Genomic DNA, 26,805 nt, shown 5'->3' with positions numbered 1-26,805 from the left:
TTTTAAGCGTGAACATCTTTGAACGAAATCCATTATTACAGATAGTTGGAAATTACAGCTACGAAAACGAAGTTCGGTCAAACACTAACCAGTTGAGTTTCTTTGATTAAACGTTGGGACACTAGTGCAAAAAAACATCAATTCAGATAATCCACGGTGGTTCGGACCGACCGGACGCCCACGGTGGAACCCGGCCAGATCACGAACTCGCTGAGTCCGATGTCGCAGCCCCGTCCGTGATACCAGTCGCAGGTATAACCCAGACGGGTCCAGGGATAAGGCGGGCTTCCACCATAGCTGGAAGCCCGATTGGCCTCGAACCATTGCCGGTATTCCGAGGACAGTTCCTGGAAGCGAGCTGGAGGGAAGTCCAGTTCGCAAACCGTGTCCGTGATCTCCGGATCCGGGCAGGGGCGGACCAGGTCGTTGGGGTTGACCCAGACCTCGACGAACTTGATGTTCTCCGTGTCCGGAGGCATGCCCAGGAGCTGTTCGACCCTGCGTTTCAGGATCGTCTCGCTGGAAGAGGGCCTGGGCGCGAAAAAAGCCTGGATTTCCGGCACCGCCGTCACCCAGAGCCGCAGCCAGCCAGGAAGGGTGTACTCCCGCCCCACGGAATCGTCGTAGTAGTCGCCGTCCACCCAGGAAACCATCAGCACCCGCGACGCACCCGGCTCCCCTTCCCAGATCAGGTCGGTATTGTACCCGACGATGGGGGTCAGCGAGGTCACGATCTCCGCGGGCTCGGCCACCATGGCGTCCGCCACGGCCCGCTGATACGCGGCCTGGGGATCGCCGCCGCCTGAACCGCCCCCTGAACCATCCGATGACCCGCCGCCACAGGCAGCCAGAAAAAGGAGCATTGCAAAAACAAGGGTGAACTTCATTCCTCTGCCTGATGGAAAGCTCTTGGGGGCCATGGTTGTTTCTCCTGTTCTTCGCCGGTTTCCCGGCATGATTTTACTCTGCTGAGCCAAGTTTTCCCAGTAGGGCCAAGGATACGCACAAACCAATCTGGATCACGAATTCGATGCCGATCCGATGGAATGTAAGCGCCGGGAACAAAATTGCCCTGGGCGCCGTGGTGAAGGTTCTTGTCATAGTCGCGCCGCGGATATATCCGCAATCTGGATCGCCCGCCAGTCCGGTCTTTGTTCTCGATCCTCGGGCGCTATCCGGATCGGTATCGAAATCGAAATCGTGATCGTGATCGAAATCGATTTCTGATATATTTCCGATTTCGATAGCGATTTCGATTTCGACTGATACTGGCCCACTCTGGAGACACACCTTGAACACCAAGGCGTCTATCATTCTTGGATTATTGCTTTTTTACAGATAACAAATTTGCTCCCGGCAACGGGATCACCACAAATCCAACCATGACCTTCAACACTTGCCCTCGTAGCAGATCCAACCATGCGCACGACACCGCACACGCAGCTCAGAGTTCCGGCGGAGGTACGTTTTCTTGTTCTTGTGCAGGGCCATGTCCGCGACGTGGCGCGCATTGCGGGCTTTCCGGCCAAGGACGTCCTGGCTCTGGAACTGGCGACTGAAGAGGCCTTTCAGAACATCTGCGCCCATGCCTATCCGGACGGAACCCCGGGGGACATGCTCGTAAACGGCGAACTGCTGGAAGGCGAGCTGCGCCTGGAGTTCATCGATGAAGGCCTGCCTTTTGACCCGGCATTGCTCCATCGCCAACCCAGGCAGGCGGAAAGCGAAACTGCCGGCCTGGGACTGAAGCTCATCCATCATGCGGTGGACGAGGTCCGGTGGGTGAATCGCGGTCGCCAGGGCAAGGCCTTGTGCCTGGTCAAACAGCTGCCCCGGGACGATAGGCCGGGAGGCGGGAGCGACACCTTCATCGCCCAGCCCGCGGTGCACCTCGATACAGAGGCCCACGCGGATCACGCTGCCGGGCGATCCCGGACATCCCAGAGTTCGGGGGCATCCCATGGAGCGCGAACCCCGGAGGTCTCGGAGGCCAATGGACATTCCATTGAAATCCGCCCGCTCCAGCCCGAGGAGGCCCTGGATGTGGCCCGGCTGTTCTGGCTGACCTACGGGTACTCCTACAAGAACGAGGCCTTCTACAGGCCCGAGGGGCTTCTGGATCTGGTCGCCCGGGGCGTCCTCGCCAGCTACGTGGCCGTAACCAGTGACGGCGAAGTGGTCGGCCATGCCGGGCTGTTGCGACCCGAGCCCGTGCCCATGGCCGAGATGGCCCTGCTGGTGGTCTCTCCGGCGTACCGGGGTCGCGGCCTGATGAAGCAGTTCTTCTCCGCCCTCTCGAACCGGGCCCGCGAGATGGGCCTGTTCGGCCTTTCCCTCAATCCGGTCACCAGTCATCCCGTCAGCCAACGCAACGTCATCAACATGGGCGGACGGCCCTGCGGTCTGGACCTCGCGGCCTGCCCTCCGCGTCAGTTCAAGGCCATGGGCCTGGAAGACGGCCCCGGTCATCGGGAATCCTATTTGCACTGCTTTATGTATTTGGCTGATACGCCTTCGGTCCTTGCTCCGGCCTTGGCCCCAGCCTTGGCTTTTGTCCCGGAACGGCATCGGCGCATCACGGAGCGCATCTACGAAAACCTGGAGCGACCTTTGATCCCGGCCCCGGCCCCAGCCAAGGACGCGGTGGAAGCCGACCAGGATTCGGGGGAAAAGCCCAGCGGCGTCTATACGGTGTCCTTTGATCGCGGCCTGTTGAAAGGCGTGGTCCGGGTCTCGACCGCCGATGCGCGGCAATGGCCGGAAATTTTGCGAGCGGGCACGGACCTTCTGGACATCGCCGGGGCCGAGGTGGTGCATATCGATCTGCCTCTGGCCCAGCGAGCCACGGCCTTGCTTTGCGAATTGGCCGAGGCCGAGGGTTTCTTCTTCGCCGGGGTCTGGCCTCATGCGGCGGAGGACGGCGACATGCTGCGGCTCAGCCGTCCGGCCGCTCCACTGGACATGAATCTGCTGCGTCTGCACTCGGATTTTGCCCAGGAGCTGGCGGAGTACGTGGGGACGGAGATGAAGAGGGCAGCCACGATATACGATTCTCATCGACGTGACCTGGAACACTGAATTCTCGAAGCATCCCCCCAGGAATCTCATTCTCTCTTCTCAATGCGCGCCGTTTCCTCATAAATCCGGTCACGGGGGCCGATGGCAATGATCTGGATTTCTCTCTTTTCCGTCAGGCTGTAGATGATCCGGAATCTGCTGACGCGAAAACTTCGCAGGCCCTCCAGTTCCCGCTTCAAGGGCTTCCCCAGTGTCGGATTCTCCACGATCAGCGCAAGCGCCTCGCGGACTTTTCGTTTCAGCTCAGGATGCAGACCGCGAATCAGTACAGCCAGATCGTCCGAGACGCGCAGTCGATACAAAGGACTTCGGCTCATTCGGCGAAAAGTTCGTCAATGGTGTACAGGCCGGCCTTGTTTTCCTTCATATCCCGCATTCCAGAGGCAATTTCCTCCAAAAGCCGGGGATCGGCCTGGATGAGCAAGGTTTCCGACCAGCTTGAAAACTCGTCAGGGCTGACCAAAACCGCGGCTGGTCGCCCATTTTTTGTGATGACGACTTCCTGGCCCGTGGCGTTGACCCTGTCCACGAGATGGCTGAACTTCATTTTCGCCTCAGAGAGGGAAAGGATTTCCATGATTCGGACCTCCATTCTGGTTGACCTGAATTCAGGTCAGAATTTCATGACATCGGTTTGATTGTCAAGCGCATCATGCGCCGTCATCCCGCATATTTCGTGCAGTGCTTTAGCTGAGTGTTGGAAAAGTCCGAACTCGACAGACCGTTCAAAAACCCCAAGTGCAAGGAGCAAGAAAAGCTACCGGACACGTCCTGTGTCCGGCCCTCACGGGCTGTGGCTTCGCCACATTTTCGATTTGCCGTCCTGGCAATCGAATCAAAATCGAAGCGTATTTATTCATACGTGAGAGTTTGAACTTTTCGCGGCGACGCAGCAATTGGGAGTTTTTCAAGGGGCTGTCAGCTGACCCGGCAAATCAGCCGGGCAATCAGCGGGCCGGTGAGCACCACGGCGAACAGACGCAGGGTTTGCAGGGAGAGCACGAAGGCCACGTCGCAGCCGCTGTCCGCGGCGATGATCGCCACGATGTCCAGGCCGCCGGGGCTGGTGGCCAAGTAGGCGCTCAGCGGGTCCACGCCGGCCCAGACGGTCAGGGTCCAGGCAGCGACGCCGCACAGGGCCATCAAAACGACGATGGCCAGCAGGATCTGGGGCAGGGCCCGCAGGGCGTAGCGCAGGGTCCGGGGCGTGAAGCGCAGGCCGATGTACCAGCCCAGGGAGGCGTAGGCGCTCCAGAGCAGCCAGGGCGGCAGGGTGATGTGCATCAGCCCCAGGGAGTTGAGCACGGCTCCGGCCGCCATGGGCAGCAGCAGCGCTCCGCCCGGGATGCCCGCCCAACGACCAAGGACCACGCCCGCGATCACCAGGGCCAGAGTCTGCGCCAGGGGAATCAACGGCGCATCAAGGCCGGGCGACCAGCCCGGCGCGGGGTGATCCGCGGCCTGTCCGCCCAGCAGGAGGTGCGCGACGGAAGATGCCGTGAGCACCACCACGAAGATCCGCAGGTACTGCATGAAGGCCACCATGCGGATGTCCGCGCCGTAGGATTCGGCCATGGCGGTCATGGCCGCGGCCCCACCCGGCGAGGTGCCCCAGGCCGCGGTGGTTCCCGGCAAAGTGCCGAAGCGCATCAACCCAAGCCCCACCACGGCCCCGAACACGATGACCTGAAAAATGGCCAGCAAAATTGCCGGCCAGTTGAGAGCCAGGGTGGCCAGCACGGCCGGGGTCATGCTCATCGCCACCATGCACCCCACCACGGACTGGGCCCCGGCAAAGGCCCAGCGAGACAGCTTCAGATCCGCCCCGCCCAAGGCGAAGACCACCCCGGCCAGAAGCGGGCCGAGCAAGGTGGCCGCTGGAAACGACGCCCACTGCAACCCCACGGCCAAGACGGCGGAGGCAGGGAGCAGCGCTGCCCACAGGCCGACATTTTTGAAGGAGGACATTATCTTGCTCCAACCGGGCATCCCCAATAACTTCAGACTGTCCGGTCGCTTGGCCAAAACCCGAAACAAATCCGAATATTCAAAGCTCCAAAGTGCCTTGCCGACTGGAGCGGACTTCAAAATAACGATGGCGAAAAATCAGTCTCGATAGTGGCAATTGGATGGATGGTTGCCGTTTCTGACATTCTGCCACATCCACATGCATCCGGACTTGCATGATTCCCGCTCCATGCCGACGTCGTACCATCCATCGCACGAGGCCCGGCACATGTTATAGGCGTCCCATAGCGAGTATTCACACGGAGGCGGTGCTGCCTGGGCATGGGATTCACGCGGCTGGAAGATCTCGAAAAGTGCCTGCAAACCAGAATCCTGGAACCTGTATGCACGTGTCTGGTCATGATACAAATCCGTCAGGAAGATTCCTGCTCCAAAACCAAGAAGGATAACTACCAGGGCTGCTTTTTTCATCTTTTCCTCCTAAGGATGATGATGTCACTGAAAAGGTCCAATGTCGACATTTGGGGTTCTTGCAGACGATCAGGTCGGGACAACCGTGGATGCAGTCAATATAGGAGCCGTGAGTGGCGGCATGAAGGTTGGGCGTTGCCACGATCAACAAGGGCAAGGGCCAGGGAAGGGGTCAGGAACAGTTTTCTCATTTCCAACCTCCTCCGCAAGTTGAAGGGTCGAAGACGGGCGGCGCACCGTTCGCCGATTACACTCCTGTAGCACGAAGCATGCCAAACTCGAATGTCTGTTTTATCAGTATGTTGAAAAAGCATTCCGTGGCGCTTGGCGACCACGTTTGCGCCAGTAACGTTGGCGATGCCCACGATGTTGGGGGAGGGTCAGGGCGGATTTGATCTTGTTCCTCCCCTGCGATCTGAATCGGTATCGAAATCGAACGTCATGCCCAAGAAGATAACGTGATCACAGGGTGATGCACAACATTGTTACGTTCCGATTCCGATTTTCCATCAGCTCCAGCCCGTCCATGCGTATCGCGCTCAGGGTGCAGGTCAGAAAGGCGGAATAGGAGCCCATGAGGAGCACGAACCCGCAGTCGATGCAACCCACCAGCAGGGTCTGAATCAAGGTGCCCAGGGCCGCGACCAGGATCGTGGCGAAGGTGACGAAGGCTTTACTTTAGATGGTTGGACAGGGGTTGGAGAAATTGCCCACAATAAAAAAGGGTTCCGGCCAACCGACCGGAACCCTTGATTTTGCTTGGTAGCGAGGGAGGGACTTGAACCCCCGACTCTGCGGATATGAGCCGCATGCTCTGACCACCTGAGCTACCTCGCCATTGGAGGATGTGCCTCCCGAACAAGAATTTGGTTACATATAGATTCGCGCTGCGCTTGGCAAGTGGTTATGGCCGAAAAATATTCGCGACAACTTTTTTCTCTTTCAATATATTGCAAATATTACACAAAAGGCCTCGATTTTCAACGTATAGATTTCGGATTTGGTCGAAATTGCGAATATGAGGTACCAATCCGTCAGGGCCGGATGACTTTTCCGGCCAGTTGGAGGCTGGTGACCACGTCCAGCATGTTGGTGGTCTGTCCCACGGCCTTTTTGTCCAGCAAGTCAAAGTGGGTCAGGCAGGTTCCGCAAACCAGGATGGTCACTCCGGCGGCTTCCAGTTTTTGGAGCGCTTCCAGGCACGGGCTGCCTTGTACGGCCAGCCGTACGGCACCGTTGACCAGGATAATCCGCCACAATTGGGGGCCCATTTCCGGCAGGGTGGCCAGGAAATTGAGCATCAGTTTTTCGCCCAGGACCGTATCACCTTCGCCAACACCTGGGGCCGTCAGGAAGATCAGTGTTTTGGGGTCCAGATGTGACGCGGCGGTCTGAGGGACCGGGGCATTTTCCGCCTGGGCGTCAGCTGCTCGTGCCGCCGTGACCCGCCATTCATTTTGGGCGGTTTGCACATTGCCGACTTGGTAACCTTGATTTTCCAGAAATCGAGTCACGTTTTGCAAGGCGGCCTCGTTGTCCACCGCGATGCTCACGGCTTCGGGCTGATGGACGTCGATATGCTGCTTGCACTGGAGAACCGGTTGCGGGCAGGGGAGACCTTTGCAGTCGAGATGCGTATTGTTCATGGGTGGGATTCCTATTGGGGTTGAGGTTCGGAATTGGAGCGTAAGAACAAGCACAGGCGGGAGGAAAAATCAAATTGATGATTTCTATCGGATGGGCTGGCGGTGATTTGTTTTTTCAATAGGACCCTGCCTTGTCTCCAACCTGTATCCGGTTTAGAAGCCTCGCCATGGGCTTTCGCGTCAATCCCCTTTGGTTCGTCCCTCCGGCTGTTTTGTTCACCAAAGTGCTGAGTCGGACTTTGCGGTTTTCCCAGGAAGGGTTGGAAGATGTTGAAGGGATGCGGCGAGAAGTGCCCATGGTCGTGCCGATCTGGCATGACGAGTTGTTCCCTTTGATCTATTTGCACCGCAACCAGGGCGCCGTGGCCGTGGTCAGTCAGAGTCGGGACGGGGAGTTTTTGTCCCAGGTCCTGACTCGTTTCGGCATTCAGCTCGCTCGGGGCTCCAGCCGTCGGGGCGGGGTGGCCGCGCTGATCGCGGCTCGCAAGGAGATGCGCGTGCGCAACGCTGACGTGGTGGTTACCGTGGACGGCCCGCGCGGCCCCCGGCACAAAGTCAAGGAGGGGGCCGTGTATCTGGCCGCCAAGACGGGTGCGCCCCTGATTCCCTTGCGGGTATTCATGTCCCGGTCCTTTGTCTTCCAGAAAGCCTGGGACAAGTTCCAGCTTCCCTGGCCCGGCGCTCGGTGCCGGGTGGTCTACGGGCGGCCGTACCGGGTTCAGGCGGAGATGACCGCCGAGGAAATGGCCCGGGAGTGTTCGCGCTTGGAAGGCCTGCTCAACGCCCTGGGCACGTAGCCCTTCAGCAATTCCAGAATAGCAAATCCCGGAGCAGTCATGGATTTTTTTCAAGCCGTCGTCCTGGCCCTGGTCCAGGGGCTGACGGAATTCCTGCCCATTTCCAGTTCCGCCCACCTGATTCTGGTATCCGTGTTCACGGGCTGGGAAGACCAAGGGCTGACCTTTGATGTGGCTGTGCATATGGGAACCCTGGCGGCCGTGGTCTGGTATTTTCGCCGGGATCTGCTGGTAATGGCCCGGGATTTTATTCGTTCCTTGACCGGCAAGGGGAGCGGTCCTGGGGCACGACTGGCCTGGGCCGTGATCCTGGGTACGGTTCCGGTGGGGCTGGCCGGACTGGCTTTTCGGGACGTGGTAGCCACACATCTGCGCGACCCATTGATTCTGGCCTTTGGGCTGATGTTTTTCGGGCTGCTTCTGGGCTGGGCGGATTGGCGGCACAAAGGGGGTCGCAACGAGCATGGCCTGACTTGGCTGGACATCCTCATCATCGGTTGCGCTCAAGCCGTGGCCCTGATTCCCGGTACGTCCCGCTCCGGAGCAACCATGACCGCCGGTCTATTTCTGGGCCTGAGCCGGGAGGCCGCGGCCCGGTTTTCCTTCCTGCTGTCCATTCCGGTGATTTTCCTGGCCGGGGCCCTGGAGGCCAGGCAGCTTTTCGGCCAGCCGGAGCCCACACAGTGGGGGATGATCATCGTGGCCACGGTGCTGGCCGGGATCAGCGCCTATCTCTGCATCCATTTCTTTCTTAAATTTATCCGAACGGTGGGGATGCAGCCCTTTGTGGTTTACCGGCTTTTACTGGGGTTGTTGTTGGCTTGGCTGTATTGGTAGCGGACGCCGGAAAGCGACTGAATCATCTCTATGTTACAAGGAAAATTGGAATATCTTGATGCAAAACGGCATATTGTACGGAATCGGCGTCGGCCCTGGGGATCCTGGATTGCTTACTTTGGCGGCGGTCAAGGCTCTGTCCGAGGTGGACGTGGTTTTTGCCCCGGCTTCGACCAAGAATGATTTTTCCGTGGCCCTGGACATCATCCGACCGCATTTACGGGCGGATGTGGAAATCCAGCGGTTGGACTTTCCCATGACCAGGGACGATGTCGTGCGCACTGCGGCCCGGGGAAAAAACGCCGAGGCCGTGCTGAAGTGCCTGCATGGCGGACGTCATGCAGCGTTCATTACCTTGGGCGACCCGCTGATCTACAGTACCTTCGGGCACTTGCTCCGGGAACTGCGGGCTCGTGACGATCAAGCGGAGGTGCGGATCATTCCGGGCATCACCTCCTTCCAGGCGGCCGCGGCCCGGCTGGAGCAGACGTTGGTGGAGGGCGACGAGAGTTTGGTGGTGGCCACGGGCAACAGCAACCTGGATCGACTGGCAAAGCTGCTGGACGCGGCGGATGCCGCCGTGGTCCTGAAGCCGGCCAAGCGTTTCCCCGCGCTCAAGGCGGCCCTGCAAGAGCGCGGACTGGCGGACCGGGCCAGACTGATCGAGCGATGCGGCCTGGATGGGGAGGCCGTGTACGAGAACCTGGATCAGGTCCCGGAAAAGTTGTCTTACTTTTCCCTGCTGCATGTCGCGCGCAAGGGCGCTTGAGCTATCAGAACACGAACTCAGTCAGGAAGATTCCGCCGGAAAGACGTAGACTTGGTCCATGGGAACATGGACCTGGACGCGCGCACCCTCGGGCATGGGGAAGAGGCAGGGGACCCGGGCATGCAGGTGGATGCCCTCTCCGGCGTTGTCAGGAGTGTGACCGGGTTTCTCCGGGGTCCCGTGCGCATGCGACGCAATACGCAGGTGGACCAGGGTCGCTCCGGGCAGGAGCCGGGTGGCCAGCACTTCCCCCGGTACACTGGATGCCGGCGGAGTCGTGTCCGCCTCGAATATCTGGACCGTTTCCGGTCGAAACATGATTTCAACCTCGGCCCCGTCCTGAAACCCGGCGGAGGCTACCCGTCCAAGCGGGGTGGCGACCTGTCCGCCCTGAACCATTCCCCTGATCACGTTCACATCACTGAAAAAGGTCGTCACGAAGGCGTTCACCGGCTTGGAGTACAGTTCCACGGGGGTGCCGGTCTGAACGATCCGGCCCTGGTGCATGAGCACGATCCGGTCGCCCATGAACATGGCTTCCTCGGGGTCGTGGGTGACCATGACCGTGGCCACGCCGCTGGACTTGAGCACGTGCAGGGTCTGGTCGCGGATCTGGACCCGGAGCCGGGCGTCCAGGCTGGAAAACGGCTCGTCCAGGAGGATGATCCGCGGGCTGGGAGCCAGGGCCCGGGCCAAGGCCACGCGCTGTTGCTGGCCCCCGGAGAGTTCGTGCGGGTAGACCGTCGCGAAATCCCGCATGTTGACCTGCTCCAGGGCCTGAAGCGCCTTTTGTCGGCGGGTTTCCTTGGACGCGACGGCCGTCAGCCCGAACATGGTGTTTTCCAGGACCGTCAGGTGGGGAAAGAGGGCGAAGTCCTGGAACAGAAAGCCGGTGCCGCGCCGTTCCGGAAGCATCTGGCGATGCTGGTCCGCGATGACCTGGTCGTCGATCAGAATCCGGCCGTGTTGGAGTTCCTCCAGTCCGGCGATCAGCCGCAACAGAGTGGTCTTCCCACAGCCCGACGGTCCGAGCAGACAGACCACTTCACCGGGTTGGACTTCGAGGTTGATGTTTTGCAGGACGGTCTTGGGGCCGTATGCATGGCGAATATCGCCGAGGATCAGGGACATGGAAAGGGCCTTTCGCTGTTGTCGTGGGTTGGGGGAAAAAGCTGTTGCATGAGTCGGTGGTTACGTCTGACCGGGTCTGGATCTGGCGATCATCAGGCTGGCCAGAATCACGGGGATGATCCCGGCCAGGACAATGGCCAGGGATGAGCTGGACGACTCCTTGAGCAGGCCGTCCGAGGCCAGCTCGTAGGAGCGGATGGCCAGGGTGTTCAAACCAAAGGGGCGCATCATCAAGGTGGCCGGCAGTTCCTTCATTACGTCCACGAAAACCAGGACTCCCGCGGTGAGCAGGCTGGCGCGCATGATCGGCCCGTGCACCCGGCGCAGGGTCTGACCGGCGGACAGGCCCAGGGTCCTGGCCGCGCCGTCCATGTTGGGCGTGACCTTTTGCAGGCTGGCTTCGACGGTATTGGTGGACACGGCCAGGAAGCGGACCACGTAGGCGAAGATCAGCGCGGTCCAGGTGCCGGTAAGCAGCAGGCCCGTGGAGTAGCCGAAGAGCGTGCGGGCCAGATTGTCCACGGTGTTGTCCAGAAAGGCGAAGGGGATCATGATGCCCAGGGCGATGACCGCCCCAGGGATGGCGTAGCCCAGGGAAGCCGTTTGAACGGCAATCCCGGTGACCTTGCCCGGAACCAGCCTGCGACCGTAGGCCAGCAGGACCGCGGCCCCCACCGCCGCTACGGCGCTGATCCCGGCCAGGGAGAGGCTTGTTCCGGCCATGCGCAGATAGCGCGGATCGACGAAATTCCAGGTTTGCCATGTCCAGATAACCATCGCGCCCACCGGGAGAATGAATCCAAAGAATACCGGCAGAAAGCAGACCGTGAAGGCCAACCCGGCGGAGATGCCGGAAAGCTGGAACCGGGGCAGTTGCCGATAGTAGCCTGTGGTGTGGCTGACCCGTCCCCGCCTGGACCAGCGCTCCAGAAGAATCAGCCCTAGAATGAAGAACATCAGCACCGCGCCCAGCTGGGCGGCGATGGCCGGCTGTCCCAGTCCCAGCCAGGTCCGGTAGATTCCCGTGACGAACGTGTCCACGGCGAAGAAGTCCACTGTTCCGAAATCATTCAATGTCTCCATCAGGGCCAGGGCCAGGCCCCCGGCGACCGCGGGTCTGGCCAGGGGCAGGGCCACGCCGAAGAAGGTGCTCCAGGCGCCTCTGCCCAGGGTCCGGCTGGCGTCCAGGACGCAGACCGACTGCTCAAGGAACGCCGCCCGGGAGAGCATGTAGACATACGGATAGAAGACCAGGGTCATCATCACGATGGCCCCGGGCAGGGAACGAATTTGAGGGAACCAGTAGTCCGCCGCTGATCGCCAGCCGAAGGTCTCCCGCAGCAGCGTCTGCACAGGGCCGCCGTACTCCAGCAGGCCGGTATAGGTGAAGGCAATGACGTAGGCCGGGATGGCCAGGGGGATGATCAGACTCCACTCGAAAAAACGCCGCCAGGGGAAGCTGGTCATGCTCACCAGCCAGGCCGTGCTCACCCCCAGCACAAGGGTTCCCGCGCCCACGCCAAGCATCAGGCCCAGGGAATTGCCCACGTAGCGGGGCAGGACCGTGGTGGCCAAATGTTGCCACACTTCCAATGAAGGAACGAACAGGTGGGCCATAATCACCAGGATCGGCGCGGCCACAAGGGCGGCAAGGCCCAGAACCATGAACATCCAGATGCGCAAGCAGAGACTCCGGTGAATGGAATGAGCCCCGACGCGGTTAAGGAACCGCGCCAGGGCTGGGGTTGGGTGTATCAGTTGTCAGGGTCGAGGGCGAAATCAAATCGCGCCCCAGGGCGAGAAATGTTTACCTCAGAGGTTGTTTCCGGGCAAACGATGCTGAGGCGGAGGATTTAGCGCCAACCGGCGCGGTCCATGACCCGCACGGCCTCGGCATTGAATTTTTCGATCAGGGACAGATTCAGGTCGTCGGCCTTGAACTCGCCCATCCGGACCACCGGACCGCTGGGTCGGACCTGGGGATTGACCGGATACTCGTTATTGTCCCGGGCGTAGATGTCCTGGGCCTGCTGGCTGGAGAGAAACTCCAGGAGCTTCACGGCTTCGTCGATGTTCCGGGCGCTTTGCGTCACCCCGCCGCCGCTGAGGTTCATATGGGCTCCGCGATCATCCTGGTTGGGCCACATCACACTCACCTTGGCTGTAACGTCCTGGTCCGCCGGATCTTCGGAAGCTAGAAGGCGTCCAAAATAGTAGCTGTTGGCAATGCCCACGGCGCACTCGCCGGAGGCCACGGAACGGATCTGCGCGGTGTCGTTGTCTTGGGGCCGACGGGCGAAATTATTCACGAATCCCCGTACCCACGCTTCGGTTTGTTCCACGCCGTGGTGGGCGATCATCGAAGCCACCAGGGACTGGTTGTAGATGTTGGAGGAACTGCGCACGCAGATCACCTTGCCCAGTGCCGGGTCGGCGAGGGCTTCGTAAGTGGTGATCTTCGTGGAATCGATCCGTTCCGGGTCGTAGTAAATGATCCGGGCTCGCGAGGAGAGACCGTACCAATGCCCCTCGTCGTCGCGATACTGGGCCGGGATGTTCTCCTCCAGCACTGCGGAGCGGGTCGCCTGCAGGACGCCGGCCTGCTTCGCGGCCACCAGATTGCCGACGTCCACGGTGATCAGCACGTCCGCGGGGCTGTTGCGGCCTTCACTGCGCAGCCGTTCCAGAAGCGCGGGGCCCTCGCCGGTGAGCAGATTGGTGGTGATTCCGGTTTGGGCTGAAAACTCGTCCAGAAGCGGCTTGATCAGATGCTCCTGCCGCGCGGAATAGATGTTGACCTCCGCGGCATGCGCCGACTGGACCGCGGGAAAGATCAAGGACAGGACAAGCAAGGGCAGGGTGAGAAATATGGTTTTTGTTCCTTTCTGAAGCGACATGTTCAATGAACCTCCGGTTTGATATGAGAGTAAGGCAATCTTTTTGGTCAAGAAAAAGTGAGAAAGAAATTGATAGGCGCTTTCATGATTGTTGTCAATGTTGTTTTGCGCGGTGTTGAAAACAGGGACTTGTCGGCCCCGCCATGTCCTGGGGCGAGAATGTGTTGAGCGGTTTTCCCAAAAAAAAAGCGACTCGGTGTAACCGAGTCGCTTTTTTTTGGAGTATGGAAGGTTGTTTTAAGCTGCTATTCCAGCCACCGATTGGCGTGATACTGAAAAATTTCCGTGACCTTACGGCCATGGACCTGCACGAAGGGGCCCAGGGCGGCGGCGTCTCGGTTTTCGGCGGCGCATTCATAGGTCCATTCAATGTATTCCAGGACGCCGATGTAGTTGCCGGGGCCGGTGACCGCCTGCTTGACGGACCAGGCCACGGAATCCCGGTCCACCTGCATGTAGCGCCCGACATAGCCGGAGCCGTTGTTCACGAATTCGACGTTTCCGAGTCGGGAAATGAAATTGCGGTCGATCTTGTCGATCCAGTTTTGGGAAAACAGTGCGAATTGTTGTTCAATGTAAACAGCCTGCGAGGAGACGGGCAGGGCGTCGAATCCCGAGGCGGCCGCCGGTAGAGAGGCCGCCGGAAGCAGAACAGCCAGCAACAGGAGCATGCGAAGGTGTCGCATAGGTGTCTCGTGAGGGGTTGAAGGCCCCCTCCCCGGACGGGGAGGGGGAGAAGCAGAACTGGAGAGGTGTTATTCGAAGCGAATTTCCACGCGACGGTTCAGGGAGCGTCCTTCGCGGGTGTTGTTGTCGAAACGGGGCTGGGTCAAACCGAAGCCCTGAGTCGTGATGCGATCCGCGGGAACGCCTTCGTTGACCAGGAAGTTGCGGACCGAGGAGGCGCGGCGCTCGGAAAGGCCCATGTTGTAGGTGGCTGGGCCGATGTTGCAGGTGTGGCCGTCAACGACCACCCGCTTGCCTGGGCGAGCCTTGATGATTTCAGCGGCTTCCTTGAGCAGGGGCGCGAATTCAGGCTTGATGTTGAACTTGTCGAAGTCAAAGTTGACGTTGCGGAAGACGATGACTTCTTCAACCGGGGCTGGGGGCGCGGCCACCGGAGCGGCGGGGATGACTTCCACGTCGTAGAACACCTTGCGCACGAAGTCGGCGCGCTTGCCGTCGTCCAGCAGGTCCATGAGGTCCGCGGTGACCGTGCAGGGGTTGATGGCGGCGATCTGTTCCACCAGGGCCTTTTCAGCCGCGGTCTGGGCGAAGCTGATCACGTGGAAGCAGATATTGTCGCCGTATTTTGCGTACATGTCATGTACCACCGGCAGCGGCTTGGGGCCGATGTTGGACTCGCCGTCCGTGACCAGGATCACGGCGCGTCGGTTGGACAGACCGCCGACCACGGCGTCAAGGGACTTCAGGCCTAGGCCCATGGGGGTCAGGCGACCGAAGATGTCGTATTGGGTCTGCAGGTCGTCGATGCCCTGATTCAGGCGATCCTTGGAGTACGGGGAAGGGGCGATGTACTCTTGGAACGGTCCGTATGTGTACAGGCTGGCGTTGAAGGCGATGGCGGGAATATCATTATTAACGGCCTTCAGGACTTCCTTGGCCACCTCGATTTTTTCCTGCTTGTTCGGATCGTGGCGGGCGGCCAGGGAGCTTTGGGACTCGGAAGGGGCACTCATGGCCATGGATCCGGAGTGGTCGATGAAAAAGAGAAAATTCTCCGCCTTTGGGACGTTCCGTTCGGTTTGGGCGACGGCGGTCGTCGACACGCCTAGGCAGAGGGCCAACAGGCCCAGGAGGGCCAAGAGGGAAAACAGCGGCTTCAGAACATGTTTACGCATAACTTCAACTCCTTTTGCTAAAAAACTTAGTAAGTGGTGCAGGGCACGACGCCCGTGGTGTCACGGAAAAAACCGAAAAGAAATACGGTTGGGTTACAGAAATGTCGCGAAAAACGTCACCTCCTTACTCATGACGGCAACTAATCGTTACGGCATAGGTACTAGAATATCGCACTCAGTAAAAAAGCTCAAGAGCCGGGCGAGTGACTTGGTGAAGAGTTTGGCGAATAATCGCATTGGGAAATCAGCGGCGAAGCCGGGGGAGCTTCTTTGGGCAGGATGAAATAAAAATTGTTGCCCATGGGGGTCGGCTCATAGCCCATTCTGCCGCCGTGCAGTTCCACGATCTGGCGGATGAAGAACAGTCCATGACCCGTCCCGGGTTCCTGACCGGTGTTCCCGGCCCGGAACCCTTCCTCGAAAAGGCGATCCCGTTCCTCGCCGGTGATGTGCGGTCCGGTGGTGAAGACGTTCAGCTTAACCCCGTCCAGGCCGTTGCCGAAGAAATTAGGCATGTCCTCCCATCCATAAGACAGGAATTTGACCCACCGGCCCCGGGCGTCGCGAACCGGAGCGGCGTACTTCACGGCGTTGGAAAACAGGTTGGCGTAGACCTGGGTGATCAGGCCGATGTCCACCACCACCTCGATTTCCTTGTCCGGAACCCCGGCCCAGGCGATTTCGATGCCGCGATCCTCAAACTGGGTCATGAATCGGGCGATCTGCGGATCGATGATCTGGTTCTTGAAATTGCAAACCCGCTTCTCAAGGACGTACCGTCCCTGCTCAAAATGACTTCTGCGCAACAATGTTTCCAGGAACAGGCTGGTATTGTCGTAGTGGCGCTGAATTTCCCGGAACTGGTCCTGGAGCGCGTCCTGAACGTAGTCCATTCTGGCGATGAGTTGCTTCCATCGCACGTCGTCGCCGGACAGGCCGTCCGTCGGGGGGTGGTGCATGTCCTCGGCCAGTTCGCCCAGGGCGTTGATGGTGCTTTCCAGGCGACGGTAAAACAATCTGAAGTACATGTTGGGCACGATGACGTTGTGCCCGATGTCCTTGACCAGACTGCGGATGAACTGGATGTGTTCCTGGTTTTTCTGGCTGATCATCCGGTTGTGCAGTTGAAATCCGACTCGATTGGCGAATTTTTCCAGGAAAAGACGGTCGTGGTCGGAAAGGGCGTCCGCCGGATGGATGTCCAGGATGCCGATCAGATGATTCTCGGAGTCTCCCGGTATATGAGATTGAAGGTCCTTGTTGCCTTTGATCGGGAGATAATAATGGCCCTCGTGGATCGTGGGAATGGAGAAAAATGGAATGTTCGGCGCGGGGTTCGGTTTCCGGCCCCTTTCCGGGCAAATGACGACGTGATCGACGCGGTGATCCTGGATCAAGTACAGGGTGCAGTCCAGGTTGAAAAACACCTTGGGGATCAGGGCGCAGACGGACATCAGGTCTCGAGAGGAATCGAACTCCTGGGCTAGGTCGAAAAAAACGTTCAGGGCCGTGCTTTGCAGGGAGGAGAAGTTGTAGTCCGCGTAGTCGTCGATCTTTTCATGGATGCGTTTCTGGACGGACAGAGCCCTGGAGTATTCCAGGCAAAGCGAGGTGATATCCAAGGGGGTGGGGCTATGCATGGTCTGGTCCGAAATAATCGTCTCTTCGCAATCCGCTTCGAGTTTTTTCCGAGGTGAGGTGATCCATACCGCGATGGTCAGGGAGTGAAGCCGGGAGGCAGGGCGTCCTCTTCCGACACGGCGCCGGGAAGAGGAGCAAAGGCGGTTTCCGGCGTTTCCAGACCGAGAGGGGCTGACCCGGCTTGGTCCGGCGGGACGATGTGCAGCATCAGCCCCATTTCTTGGCCTTGGGCTTTGTGGGATCCAACGCCTATTCGCAGCGCTTCCATGGAATCCACGACAATGGCCGAAGCGGGCCGGACCGGGCAGTGGTATTCACAGAACCCGCATCCCGAACATTTACGGCCGTCCACGAATGGTACGGGATGTGAATGGGTCGCCACCCTTCGCAAATCAATGGCATCATACGGACAAACTTCGTCGCAAACAAGACATTTTTTGTTCCATTCCCAGGCTAGGCACTTATGACGCAGGATCATCGCGGTTCCGACCTTGGCCCAGGTTTTTTCGGTCAAGGGCAGGTCGCGGATGGCCCCGGTGGGGCAGACCCGGCCGCAGGCCGTGCATTCCGGTTCGCAAGGGCCCCGGCGGGGGGTCAGGCGAGGACTGAACAGGGCGATCACTCCGGCTTGGAACCAGATGGGCTGCAAGGTGTTGGTGGGGCAGGCCCGCATGCACAGCCCGCAGCGGATGCAGCGGGCCAGGAAGTCGCGCTCCGGCAGACTGCCCGGTGGGCGAAGCAGGTTTTCCGGAGAGATGTCCCCGGGAAGCATTTCGTCCCGGACTTCCAGCAGTCCGGTGTAGGTCAGGGTCGCGGTCCCGGCCCCGGCCAGCCCGGCCAGCAAGGCCTCGCGTCGTTGCGGGGAAAAGCGCGGCGACGTCCTGACGGCTCTTTTTGGTTCGTGGTATGGTTGGAACGTCACGGCCTGAACCGGACAGATCCGGACGCATTCCTGGCAGGTGATGCATTCTTCGTGGATGGTCCGCAATGGGTCCGCCGGAATGGCGGCCATGGGACAACGCCGTTGACAGGCTCCGCAGTCGGTGCAGGCTTCGGAGACGTTTCTGCGGATCAGCGGCCGTCGGCCCACAAGGGCCAGCAGGGCCCCCGAAGGACAGAGATATCGGCACCAGAAGCGGGGACTCCATCTGGCCAAGCTGAAAACAGCCAGGAAGAACAGCAGAAGGAACCATTGGGACGTGAATCTGGGCTGATGGAGTTCGGCGTAGGCGGCCCAGGTCCAGTCCAAATGCTGGGCCAGGGGACGTAGGGCGTGGAGCGCGGCGTCGCCGAGCAGGGCTGCCGCCGGGTGGATCAGAAGCGTATAGAAGCGGGTGATCAGGGACAGGGGCGACGCGAAAAACACCGCGGACACTTCCAGGACGGCGGCACCCATGATGAAGAACAGGACCAGGTATTTGACTCGGCGCAATCCGCTGGAAGGTTGGGACGGAGGCGGAAGGAGCGGAGCGGCGGGATCGTCCTGAGTCGAGCGCTTCCCGGCGGAACCCGGGAAGCGGGCCGGACCGTCGGTAATGTCCAGGGTGGTGCCCATGGGGCAGAGATAGCCGCAGAAAAAGCGGCCCAGCACCATGGTAAGGACCAGGATCAGGGCAGCCGGGGCCAGGGCGGCGACCCAGGCCCGGTCCGCCAGAGTCGTGCCCACCAGGACCAAGGGATCCAGGCGGAGGAAGGCGTCCACCGGGGCCCAGTCCGGCACGGGGAAGAGGGCTAGGCCGAGCAGGATCAGGAAGGCGGCCAGGCTCAGGGTTTGGGCGATGCGTTGCAGCGAGGTCATGCCGTGATTTCGTCGATGCGCAATCCGGACAGATCCATGCTGCCTAGACCGCGTTCATGGGCCAGCAGGATGTGCCGGACCTGGCGCGGTTCGAAGCGCCGACCGTACCATTCAAAGAGGCTGACGGCCATGGCGTCCGCGGCCACCACGTCCCGGGAGGCGATCACCGTGTCTTCCTGAAGCACCTTGCCGGGGCCGAACGGCCCGTTGGTGGAAAGCACACGGGTGGCGTCCACCACCGTGAGGTCGGGCATGAGCAGGGTGGTCAGGTCCACGATGGCCGTGTGCAGATCGAACCGGCGGTGCAGGACGCCCCGGTCCAGGATCAGCCCGAGCATGCCCTTCATGGCCAGGCTGACCCCGGTGGCGGAGTGGGATTTGGCCACCGGCGCGGCGATGAGCACGTCGGCGCCCAGCACGTCCTCCATGACCTGGGTTTCCCGGAGCTGTTCACCCAGGGGGATCGGGACGGAGCGGAAAAAGCGAGCCGCGCTCAGGGTGTGCACGGAAACGTCGGGCAAGGCCGCGCAGGCTTCCTGGATGCCGGACTGGACCAGACACATTTCCGCGTTTTGCAGGGGATGGTCCAGGACGCGCACCCTGGCGGCTCCGGCTTCCCGGCACATCACGGCCAATTCCCGGACCACGTCCGGGTGGGTGTTGGTGGCTCGCTCCGGCGGTTGGGCGAAACTCATGTTCGGTTTGATCACCACCCGCTGGCCGGGGCTGACAAAGGCCACCATCCCGCCCAGGGCCTCCACCGCGGCCCTGGTCGCCGGGCCGGGTTCGCCCCGGGCGACGGTTAGGTCCGGTGCTTCGTCAGCGCTTTGGGCAGCGGCGAGAGGCCGGGTACGCAGCAGGCCGTGGCCGCCGACGGCCAATAGCAGGGCCGCCTTGCCCTGGGCTTTCAAAAAATTCCGGCGAGAGACGCGGAGAGGGAGATGGGGGCCAAGTCCTGGGCCGGTCTTGTGGTCAGTGGGATGGCCAGTGGACATGAGGAACTCCTTGGCTTGGGGGGCGGGAAGAGGATCGGAACGCGCCTTTACAACGGCGGACGGGGTGGCGTAAAAAGTTGGTTTGTCGAATTCGGACCGGCAAAGCCGACGGCGAATATGGAAAATCATTCATTATTTCATTCTTTTTTTCAAGGCCGCGCCATGGAGTACCTGGAGCGACTGATCGACCTGGCATTGGAAGAGGATGGCCGGGACCTGACCTCTGAGGCGTTGTTCACGGAGAACGACCATGCCAAGGCCCGGATCCGGACCAAGCAGAACACCCGGATCGTCGGGCTACCGATTATCCCTTTGATTTTGAGTCGGTTTCCCGATGCGGTGCGCGTGAGCTTTTCCACGGAGGAAGGGGGCTTGGTTTCTTCGGGAACATATGTCGCCCATTTCCAGGGTCAAGCGCGGGCTCTGCTCAAGGCCGAGCGGGTCATTCTGAACTTCATCGGTCGGCTTTCCGGTATTGCCAACCTGACTCAGGCCTTTTGCGAACGGATTGCCGGGACCGGCGTGCGGTTGCTGGACACCCGCAAGACCACTCCCGGTCTGCGCTACCCGGAAAAGTACGCCGTGGCCGTGGTCGGCGGGTCCAACCATCGCTTGGACCTCAGCGAGATGCTGATGCTCAAGGACAACCATATCGATCGGGCCGGAGGGATCACCCCGGCCGTGCGACGCCTGCTGGCGGCCTACGCCCCCTGTCCGCCCATCGAGGTGGAATGCCGGACACTGGAGGAGGTTGCCGAAGCCGCGGCCCTGCCTGTGCAGCGAATCATGCTGGACAACATGCGGCCGGACGAGATGGCCCGTGCCCTGGCGATGATCCCCAAGACCGTGGAAACGGAAATCAGTGGCGGGGTCGCCCTGGACACCATCGCCGACTTGGCCGCACTTCGGCCCACCTTCATTTCCGCCGGAGCCCTGACCCATTCCGCGGCCTGCGCGGATTTGAGCATGAGCATCGACCTTACACCCGACATATAATCTTTCCATTTGTTTCAACAGCAAGGATTCCTCAATGTCCGACGACATCTCTCAACGCATCACGGCCCTGCGCCGCGAACTCGGATCATCCCTGGCCATTCTCGGCCACCATTACCAGAGCGACGACGTGATTCAACACGTGGACTTTCAGGGGGACTCCCTGGAACTGGCCCGCCGGATTCCGGGGCTGGACGCCCGGTACATCGTGTTCTGCGGCGTTTCCTTCATGGCCGAAACCGCTGCCCTGCTGGCCAAGCCCGAACAGACCGTGCTGATCCCCGACTCCAAGGCCCATTGCTGCATGGCCGGGACCGCGCCGGACCGCAGGGTGGCCGCCGTTCTGAAGCGGATCACCGCGGCGGGGCGCAAGGTTATTCCCCTGGCCTACGTGAACTCATCCGTGGGGGTTAAAGCCCTTTGCGGGCGGTACGGCGGCAGCGTCTGCACCTCGGCCAACGCCGCGATCATGCTAAAATGGGCCATGGAACAGGGCGACTGCGTCCTCTTCTTGCCGGACAAGAACCTGGGCATGAACACGGCGGATCTGCTGGGCATTCCCAATCAGGACCAGGCCGTTTTGAACGTGCGCGAAGAAAGCGCCTGGAACGAGGATATTCTGGCCCGGAGGCTGCTGTTCTGGCCCGGGGTCTGCGCCATCCATTTCCGGCTCAAGCCCGAGGACGTGCTTCTGGTGTTGGAGGACAAGCCTCGCCCCCTGGTTTTCGTGCATCCGGAATGCGATCCGGCGGTGGTGGCCCTGGCGGACGTCTCGGGCTCCACCTCGGGCATCATCCGGGCCGTGCGCGAGGCTCCGTCCGGAGCGACCATCTATATCGGCACCGAGGATAATCTGGTTTTGCGACTGGCCAGGCTGCATCAGGACAAACATATTTATCCTCTGGGTGCCGGGTATTGCAGCGCGATGCTGAAGATCACCGAACAGAAGCTGCTGGATACTCTGGAAAATCCGGACCGGCATGAATCGGTCCGGGTGGACCCGGAGGTGGCGCCCGACGCCCGCAAGGCCCTGGAAACCATGCTGGCCGTGATGGAAGGCACGAAATGACCGACACCATTGAAACCATGGCCCTGGTCATCGGTTCCGGCATCGCGGGCTGCGTCGCGGCGCTGACCATGGCCGAGGCCGGCCTGGAGGTCACCCTGATCTGCGCCGGGGATCAGCTTGACGACGGGAACACGGCCCTGGCCCAGGGGGGGATCGTCTACCGCGGCCTGGACGATTCGGCCAAGCTGATGGCCTCGGACATCTTTACCGCGGGCTGGGAAATGAATTCGCCTTCCGCGGTGCGTTTTTTGTGTCGCAAGGGGCCGGAGATATTGCACAAGGTATTTCTGGAAAAGCTGGCCGTACCCTTTGCCCGGGAAGAACTCGGCGACTACCATCTGACCATGGAAGGCGGGCACAGCCGGGCCAGGGTGCTGTACAGCGCGGATTTTACCGGCCGGGTGATCATGGACAGTCTGATCGTGGCCGTACGCAAGAGTCCGAATATCCGGGTAATGACCGGAATGACGGCGGTTGATCTCCTGACCACCCACCATCACAGCGGTTCGCTGGAAATCCGCTATCAAATCACCAACCAGTGCGCGGGGGCGTACATCCTGGAAAATTCCACCGGGATCATCCGCCGTTTCCTGGCCGACTACACGGTGCTGGCCACGGGCGGCATCGGACAGGTCTACCTGAACACCACCAATACCCCGGGCTCCCTGGGATCGGGCTTCGCCATGGCCCACCGGGCCGGGGCCCGACTCATGAACCAGGAGTACATCCAGTTCCATCCCACGTCCCTGTTCCATCGCGGCCCGCGCAAGTTCCTGGTCTCCGAGGCCGTGCGCGGCGAGGGCGCGCGGCTGATCAACATGGATGGCCGCGCCTTTATGGGCGACTATGACCCCAGGGCGGACCTGGCCCCCCGGGACATCGTGACCCGGGCCATCGTCGATGAGATGCTCAAGACCGGGGAAGACTTCGTCTACCTGGACGCGGCCACATATATCCGTAAAAACCTTGCCGCCCGCTTTCCCACCATCCACCAGCGCTGCCTGGAGTTGGGCGTGGACATGACCAGGGAGCCGATCCCCGTGGTTCCGGCGGCACACTATTTCTGCGGCGGCATTCTGGTGGACCAGCGAGGTAGGACAACCATTGAACGCCTCTACGCCGGGGGCGAATGCGCCTGCACCGGGGTGCACGGGGCCAACCGACTGGCCAGCACCTCCCTGCTGGAGGGACTGGTCTGGGGCTGGGCCATCGGCCGGGACGTGGCTTCCCGAATGAAGCGCGGCACCATGCTGAACGCCAAGTTGAAAGCATCCATCGCGCCATGGAGGGTCCTGGGCCAGCGCCAGAACGAGGACCCAGTCCTGGTGGCCCAGGACTGGGCGGCCATCAAGCACACCATGTGGAACTACGTGGGCATCAAGCGGACCACTCCGCGCCTGAAACGGGCTTTCGACGATCTGCGCGACCTCAACAAGCGCCTGCATTCCTTCTACAAGGAAACCAAGCTTTCCAAGCCGCTGGTGGATTTGTTCCACGGCTGTCAGACCGCCTACATCATCACCACAGCGGCCATGCGCAATACCCAGAGCAAAGGATGCCATTTTCGGGTGGACGAGTGAGGCGGCACGCCTCTCCCTGGCGGACCTATCGGGCGCGCTGTCGACCGGGACCGGGGGAGGTGGGATTTCAGGCCGTGGTGGAGCAGACGGATTTGTGGGTCGTGGCTCAACGGGATCTGCGGCGAGAAATGCTCCAGGCGGTGAACGCCTGTCGCGGGCTGCTCCAGGCGCACATCGCCCGGCACCCGGAGTTCGCGACCAGCCTGGAGCCGGTGGACGTGAGCCCTGATGCGGCCCGGATCGTCCAGGACATGGCCCGGGCCGGACGGATCTGCGGCGTGGGCCCCATGGCCGCGGTGGCCGGGGCCGTGGCCCAATGGGTGGCCGCCTGGATCGCCGGGCACTGCCCGGAGGTCGGCCCGACCTTGCTCGTGGAAAACGGGGGCGACCTTTATCTGCGGTCCGACCGGGAGCGGATCGTCGGTTTGCTGGCCATGCCGGAAAACGGGGCCGGCCTCGGTCTGCGCCTCACCCCGGACGATTTCCCCTGCTCCCTGTGCTCCTCCTCGGCCACCATCGGCCATTCCCTGAGCTTCGGCCAGGCCGACCTGGTGGCCGTCCGCTCCCGCGACGCCGCCCTGGCCGACGCCGCGGCCACGGCCCTGGCCAACCTGCTCCACGCCCCCGAAGACATGCCCCTGGTCATGCGCCGGGCCGAAGCCCTGGCCGAACACGGCCTGGACGGCGTCTTCGCCCAGTGCGGGGACCGGGTCGGGGTCTGGGGGCGGATGGATTTGGTCTGCCTGGAGGCGTGATTCGGGCTGTTTGAGGCGGTTGCGGAAACTGTTTGGAATTGACCTTCCGTGTTTGTATGGCCGCTAAGGTTTTGGAAAATACCTCACGTTGTCCAGCTCCTTGAAGTCCGCGTCCTGGGTCCAAATTACAGCCTCGTATTCATGCGCCGTGGCCAGAATAATGGAGTCCGCCATGGGCAGGGAGTGCCGTAGACTCAAGGATGCCGCGGACATCGCGCGTCGTGAAGTCAACTCCACCACTTGTCCGCGCTGCATGGCTGACGCAGCTTGCAGGGCGGCGTCTTCGCCCGCCTCGCGAAGAATCACCTTGAACACCTCGTAGATTGAGATGGTAGGCACGACAAGCGAACTTTGGTCAGAGAGCGGCGGAATATATTGAGAAGCGTTTTCGCCTCCAGCGAAATACTCCAGCCACCCGGATGAATCGACAATGTTCATACTCTGTCCTTCTCGCGCTCAAAAGATATGTCGATTCCTTTGACAAAGCCCATGAGTTCAGAAATATCCCGCTCAGGAATAAGCTCCACCCGTCCGGCATGCTCGAGCACCTGCATCCTTTGCCCAGGGCGGAGGCCGAGGCTTTTGCGTACGGGACGTGGTATGACAATTTGGAATTTTGGTGATAAGGTCACAGTCTGCATCTCAATCCCTCCATCGATTAGTTCGTAAAACGATATCGGCATCGATTGATCGTTGTCAATAATTCGAATTAACCCGTTACCACGGCGAGTTTGCGGGTTCTTTGCGCTTGACGACGGTCACGCCGGACTCTCCACAATCTCCAATAAATCATGCTTCACGGCCCAGTGTACGATAAACCGGATTTGTTCCGGGCTGGGGGAGGTGCAATCGGAAGACAGCAGGGTCATTTTGTGGATCAGGCGATCCAGGGGGATGGGGTTGCGGGCGAGGATGAGGAGGGGTTTGAGCAGGTTCGGGGAAATCAGGTGTTCCAGGCCGGCATAGATCACGGGAAAGTCTTGTCCGGCGGCGATGCGGTCTCCGGTTCGGGTGCGGACCAGCAGTGTTTGGGGAGGGACTCCGGCGCTGGGGTAGCAGCCGAAGATTTTGGAGAAGGGCAGTTCCAAGGGGCGCGGGGTGTCGTGGGATGGGTGGGAATCTCTGAAAGAATGGGGAGAGGTGCGTTCCCAGAGGTTCTGCCAGAGCGTCAGGTATTGCCCGATTACCCGGGACCAGGAGAAGGTGGTTCGGACGTGCTCGCGGGCTTGGGTCCCCAGGGTGGCGCATAACAATGGGTCGTCCAGCAATCGACGCAGCGCGGCGGCGAGGTCCGGTACGTGGACGGCGGTTTGCTGGGCCAGGAGGAATTGGACTTCGTAGTCCGGGATCAGGCCGGAGAGCATGTCGATGTGCGACGAGTCCGGCGGACCCCAGGTGGGCACCAGCAGACCGGTTTGATCGTGTTGGATGATGTCCCGGTAGCCGCTATAGTCAGCGGCGATGGTCGGCAGTCCGGCCAGCCCGGCTTCCAGGAGGGTCAGGCCGAAGGTCTCCTGGGGGTTGTCAGCCAGGGAGAGGAAGATGTCCGCCGCGGCGTAGAGGCGCTGCTTGCGGGCTTCGTCCGGGCTGGGGACGAGGCGGCAGGGCAGGCCCACGTTGCGGGCCAGGACCGTGAAGGCGCCGGGGAAATCGTCCTTGGGCTCGACCCAGCCGGCTACAACCAGAACCACATCCCGCTGGGTGTCGGAGCGCCCGGATCCGGATATCCGCTGCCAGGCCCGGAGCAGGGGCAGGATATCCATTTTTGAATGAGGGGTGATCCGGCCCAGGACGAGCAGCAGCCGGGTTTCGGGACCCACTTCCAGTTCGGCCCGGCCCTGCTTGCGCAACGCGGCTGGGTCAGGGTTCCAGGGTTCATCCATGCCCAGGGGGATCACCGCGGTCTCAGGCTGGGGGAAACGCTCTTGATCCAGGTTGTAGCTCGCGCGGAGATGGTCGAAATAGGCCAGCACAGCGTTTTGTCCGGCCGTGGAGGTTGCCACGATGCAGTCCCTGGGGGTGCAGCCCTGGTGGAGATGGTCCAGGAACCGGGCCGGGTAGCCGGGGTAGCTCAGGGAGTGGGTGACGCTGGTGATGGGAAAGGGCCGGGGGGCATGGGCGTTGCGCAGCCGGGCCAAAGCGGGTGGATGGTTGATGCAGTCCGAAAGGTGAAAGCAGTGATAGTCGGTGGATCGCAGGGCTGAAGGCAAGTCCTGGCGTAAAAAAAAGCGCAGCCGCCGGTCCGCGGCGAGCCGCGGGAATCGTACCTGGAAAAGCTGCTGAACCGCCTGGATTTCCTTGGGCGTGGGCAGGAAAAAGTGATACTCGTCAAAAGGATCCCGGCGCAGCAAGGCGGCCAGGAACTGCTCGTTGGCCACCTTGCGGCCCCAGACCGCGCCGGGTTCGAGAAAAGGGTCCAGCGTCGCCCAGAACCTGGGTGTCCGGGAGATCCGAGAGACGCGCGGGGAGGTAGGCGAGGGCATGGAGGGGGGGACGGGCAACGCCGGATCGGTGGTGA

27 protein-coding genes and 1 tRNA gene are annotated in these 26,805 nt (G+C 61.0%); 8 read left to right on the top strand and 20 right to left on the bottom strand.

The window, feature by feature from the left end:
* Positions 1-137: 137 nt before the first annotated feature.
* Both C6366_RS15720 and C6366_RS15715 read right to left on the bottom strand, forming a co-directional pair.
* On the bottom strand, positions 138-920 hold the full coding sequence (locus C6366_RS15720) for a hypothetical protein (RefSeq protein ID WP_199221535.1): 783 nt from the start codon (positions 918-920) through the stop codon (positions 138-140).
* 40 nt (positions 921-960) lie between these two features.
* A complete protein-coding gene (locus C6366_RS15715; protein ID WP_107739610.1) occupies positions 961-1,314 on the bottom strand; it encodes a hypothetical protein in 354 nt (117 codons plus the stop codon).
* Positions 1,315-1,419: 105 nt separating this feature from the next.
* On the opposite strand from C6366_RS15715, the gene C6366_RS15710 reads away from it, so the two are divergent.
* Positions 1,420-3,078 (top strand): GNAT family N-acetyltransferase, encoded by a 1,659-nt coding sequence (locus tag C6366_RS15710; protein WP_107739608.1) that lies wholly within the window; start codon positions 1,420-1,422, stop codon positions 3,076-3,078.
* 26 nt (positions 3,079-3,104) lie between these two features.
* Here the strand turns inward: C6366_RS15710 and C6366_RS15705 are convergent, their stop codons facing one another.
* The 7 genes from C6366_RS15705 to yedF form a co-directional block, all read right to left on the bottom strand.
* Positions 3,105-3,395: a type II toxin-antitoxin system RelE/ParE family toxin gene (locus C6366_RS15705; RefSeq protein ID WP_107739606.1), complete on the bottom strand. Its 291-nt coding sequence runs from the start codon at positions 3,393-3,395 to the stop codon at positions 3,105-3,107.
* Positions 3,392-3,655: a type II toxin-antitoxin system Phd/YefM family antitoxin gene (locus C6366_RS15700; protein WP_107739620.1), complete on the bottom strand. Its 264-nt coding sequence runs from the start codon at positions 3,653-3,655 to the stop codon at positions 3,392-3,394. Before C6366_RS15700 ends, C6366_RS15705 begins: the two co-directional genes overlap by 4 nt.
* Positions 3,656-3,996: 341 nt before the next feature.
* Positions 3,997-5,046, bottom strand: a complete 1,050-nt coding sequence (locus tag C6366_RS15695) for an AbrB family transcriptional regulator (protein WP_107739604.1) — start codon at positions 5,044-5,046, stop codon at positions 3,997-3,999.
* 138 nt (positions 5,047-5,184) lie between these two features.
* Positions 5,185-5,517 (bottom strand): hypothetical protein, encoded by a 333-nt coding sequence (locus C6366_RS15690; RefSeq protein ID WP_107739602.1) that lies wholly within the window; start codon positions 5,515-5,517, stop codon positions 5,185-5,187.
* Between the two features lie 462 nt (positions 5,518-5,979).
* Positions 5,980-6,144 (bottom strand): hypothetical protein, encoded by a 165-nt coding sequence (locus C6366_RS19710; RefSeq protein WP_158269820.1) that lies wholly within the window; start codon positions 6,142-6,144, stop codon positions 5,980-5,982.
* A 133-nt stretch (positions 6,145-6,277) separates the two neighbouring features.
* Positions 6,278-6,354 (bottom strand) — tRNA-Met (locus C6366_RS15685).
* A 197-nt stretch (positions 6,355-6,551) separates the two neighbouring features.
* Positions 6,552-7,163, bottom strand: a complete 612-nt coding sequence (gene yedF / locus C6366_RS15680; RefSeq protein ID WP_107739600.1) for a sulfurtransferase-like selenium metabolism protein YedF — start codon at positions 7,161-7,163, stop codon at positions 6,552-6,554.
* Positions 7,164-7,330: 167 nt separating this feature from the next.
* Between yedF and C6366_RS15675 the strand changes: the two genes are divergently transcribed.
* Genes C6366_RS15675 through cobI form a run of 3 tightly spaced genes read left to right on the top strand, consistent with a single transcriptional unit; the run spans position 7,331 to position 9,566 of the window.
* The gene (locus C6366_RS15675; RefSeq protein ID WP_107739598.1) at positions 7,331-7,960 is read left to right on the top strand and encodes a lysophospholipid acyltransferase family protein; all 630 of its coding nucleotides are present in this window, start codon (positions 7,331-7,333) and stop codon (positions 7,958-7,960) included.
* Between the two features lie 39 nt (positions 7,961-7,999).
* Positions 8,000-8,797, top strand: a complete 798-nt coding sequence (locus C6366_RS15670) for an undecaprenyl-diphosphate phosphatase (RefSeq protein WP_107739596.1) — start codon at positions 8,000-8,002, stop codon at positions 8,795-8,797.
* Between the two features lie 58 nt (positions 8,798-8,855).
* Positions 8,856-9,566 (top strand): precorrin-2 C(20)-methyltransferase, encoded by a 711-nt coding sequence (gene cobI / locus C6366_RS15665; protein WP_107739594.1) that lies wholly within the window; start codon positions 8,856-8,858, stop codon positions 9,564-9,566.
* A gap of 21 nt (positions 9,567-9,587) precedes the next feature.
* Here the strand turns inward: cobI and C6366_RS15660 are convergent, their stop codons facing one another.
* From C6366_RS15660 to C6366_RS15625, 8 genes are all read right to left on the bottom strand, one after another.
* Complete coding sequence (locus tag C6366_RS15660; RefSeq protein WP_107739592.1) at positions 9,588-10,697, bottom strand: ABC transporter ATP-binding protein; 1,110 nt, start codon at positions 10,695-10,697, stop codon at positions 9,588-9,590.
* Positions 10,698-10,757: 60 nt separating this feature from the next.
* On the bottom strand, positions 10,758-12,380 hold the full coding sequence (locus tag C6366_RS15655) for an iron ABC transporter permease (RefSeq protein ID WP_199221534.1): 1,623 nt from the start codon (positions 12,378-12,380) through the stop codon (positions 10,758-10,760).
* Positions 12,381-12,550: 170 nt separating this feature from the next.
* On the bottom strand, positions 12,551-13,594 hold the full coding sequence (locus tag C6366_RS15650) for a Fe(3+) ABC transporter substrate-binding protein (protein ID WP_107739590.1): 1,044 nt from the start codon (positions 13,592-13,594) through the stop codon (positions 12,551-12,553).
* Positions 13,595-13,839: 245 nt separating this feature from the next.
* Positions 13,840-14,280 (bottom strand): hypothetical protein, encoded by a 441-nt coding sequence (locus tag C6366_RS15645; RefSeq protein WP_107739588.1) that lies wholly within the window; start codon positions 14,278-14,280, stop codon positions 13,840-13,842.
* Positions 14,281-14,349: 69 nt separating this feature from the next.
* Positions 14,350-15,456, bottom strand: a complete 1,107-nt coding sequence (locus C6366_RS15640) for an OmpA family protein (RefSeq protein ID WP_107739586.1) — start codon at positions 15,454-15,456, stop codon at positions 14,350-14,352.
* A 188-nt stretch (positions 15,457-15,644) separates the two neighbouring features.
* Entirely contained in the window at positions 15,645-17,096 is a 1,452-nt protein-coding gene (locus C6366_RS15635; RefSeq protein ID WP_107739584.1) for a sensor histidine kinase KdpD, read from the bottom strand.
* Between the two features lie 77 nt (positions 17,097-17,173).
* Entirely contained in the window at positions 17,174-18,895 is a 1,722-nt protein-coding gene (locus C6366_RS15630; protein ID WP_107739582.1) for a 4Fe-4S binding protein, read from the bottom strand.
* A complete protein-coding gene (locus C6366_RS15625) occupies positions 18,892-19,890 on the bottom strand; it encodes a DUF362 domain-containing protein (RefSeq protein WP_107739580.1) in 999 nt (332 codons plus the stop codon). The genes C6366_RS15630 and C6366_RS15625 overlap by 4 nt, the downstream gene beginning before the upstream one ends.
* A gap of 117 nt (positions 19,891-20,007) precedes the next feature.
* On the opposite strand from C6366_RS15625, the gene nadC reads away from it, so the two are divergent.
* Genes nadC through C6366_RS15605 form a run of 4 tightly spaced genes read left to right on the top strand, consistent with a single transcriptional unit; the run spans position 20,008 to position 24,287 of the window.
* On the top strand, positions 20,008-20,886 hold the full coding sequence (gene nadC, locus C6366_RS15620; RefSeq protein ID WP_107739617.1) for a carboxylating nicotinate-nucleotide diphosphorylase: 879 nt from the start codon (positions 20,008-20,010) through the stop codon (positions 20,884-20,886).
* Positions 20,887-20,893: 7 nt separating this feature from the next.
* The gene (gene nadA, locus C6366_RS15615; RefSeq protein ID WP_255412106.1) at positions 20,894-21,952 is read left to right on the top strand and encodes a quinolinate synthase NadA; all 1,059 of its coding nucleotides are present in this window, start codon (positions 20,894-20,896) and stop codon (positions 21,950-21,952) included.
* The gene (nadB, locus tag C6366_RS15610; protein ID WP_107739576.1) at positions 21,949-23,532 is read left to right on the top strand and encodes an L-aspartate oxidase; all 1,584 of its coding nucleotides are present in this window, start codon (positions 21,949-21,951) and stop codon (positions 23,530-23,532) included. The genes nadA and nadB overlap by 4 nt, the downstream gene beginning before the upstream one ends.
* Positions 23,529-24,287 (top strand): UPF0280 family protein, encoded by a 759-nt coding sequence (locus C6366_RS15605; protein ID WP_233248534.1) that lies wholly within the window; start codon positions 23,529-23,531, stop codon positions 24,285-24,287. The genes nadB and C6366_RS15605 overlap by 4 nt, the downstream gene beginning before the upstream one ends.
* A gap of 63 nt (positions 24,288-24,350) precedes the next feature.
* On the opposite strand, the gene C6366_RS15600 is transcribed toward C6366_RS15605, so the two are convergent.
* The 3 genes from C6366_RS15600 to C6366_RS15590 all read right to left on the bottom strand — a co-directional run bounded on the left by C6366_RS15600 (position 24,351) and on the right by C6366_RS15590 (position 26,788).
* Positions 24,351-24,725, bottom strand: a complete 375-nt coding sequence (locus tag C6366_RS15600) for a type II toxin-antitoxin system VapC family toxin (RefSeq protein WP_031385402.1) — start codon at positions 24,723-24,725, stop codon at positions 24,351-24,353.
* Entirely contained in the window at positions 24,722-24,928 is a 207-nt protein-coding gene (locus C6366_RS15595) for an AbrB/MazE/SpoVT family DNA-binding domain-containing protein (RefSeq protein WP_107739615.1), read from the bottom strand. Before C6366_RS15595 ends, C6366_RS15600 begins: the two co-directional genes overlap by 4 nt.
* A gap of 117 nt (positions 24,929-25,045) precedes the next feature.
* Positions 25,046-26,788, bottom strand: coding sequence for a glycosyltransferase family 4 protein (locus tag C6366_RS15590; RefSeq protein WP_107739572.1), 1,743 nt, complete (start codon positions 26,786-26,788; stop codon positions 25,046-25,048).
* Between the last annotated feature and the right edge of the window lie 17 nt (positions 26,789-26,805).

This window comes from Desulfonatronum sp. SC1 (genome assembly GCF_003046795.1).
Lineage (GTDB): Bacteria > Desulfobacterota > Desulfovibrionia > Desulfovibrionales > Desulfonatronaceae > Desulfonatronum.
Note: the sequence above shows the minus strand (reverse complement) of the source record. Positions and strands in the feature narration are given on the sequence as shown.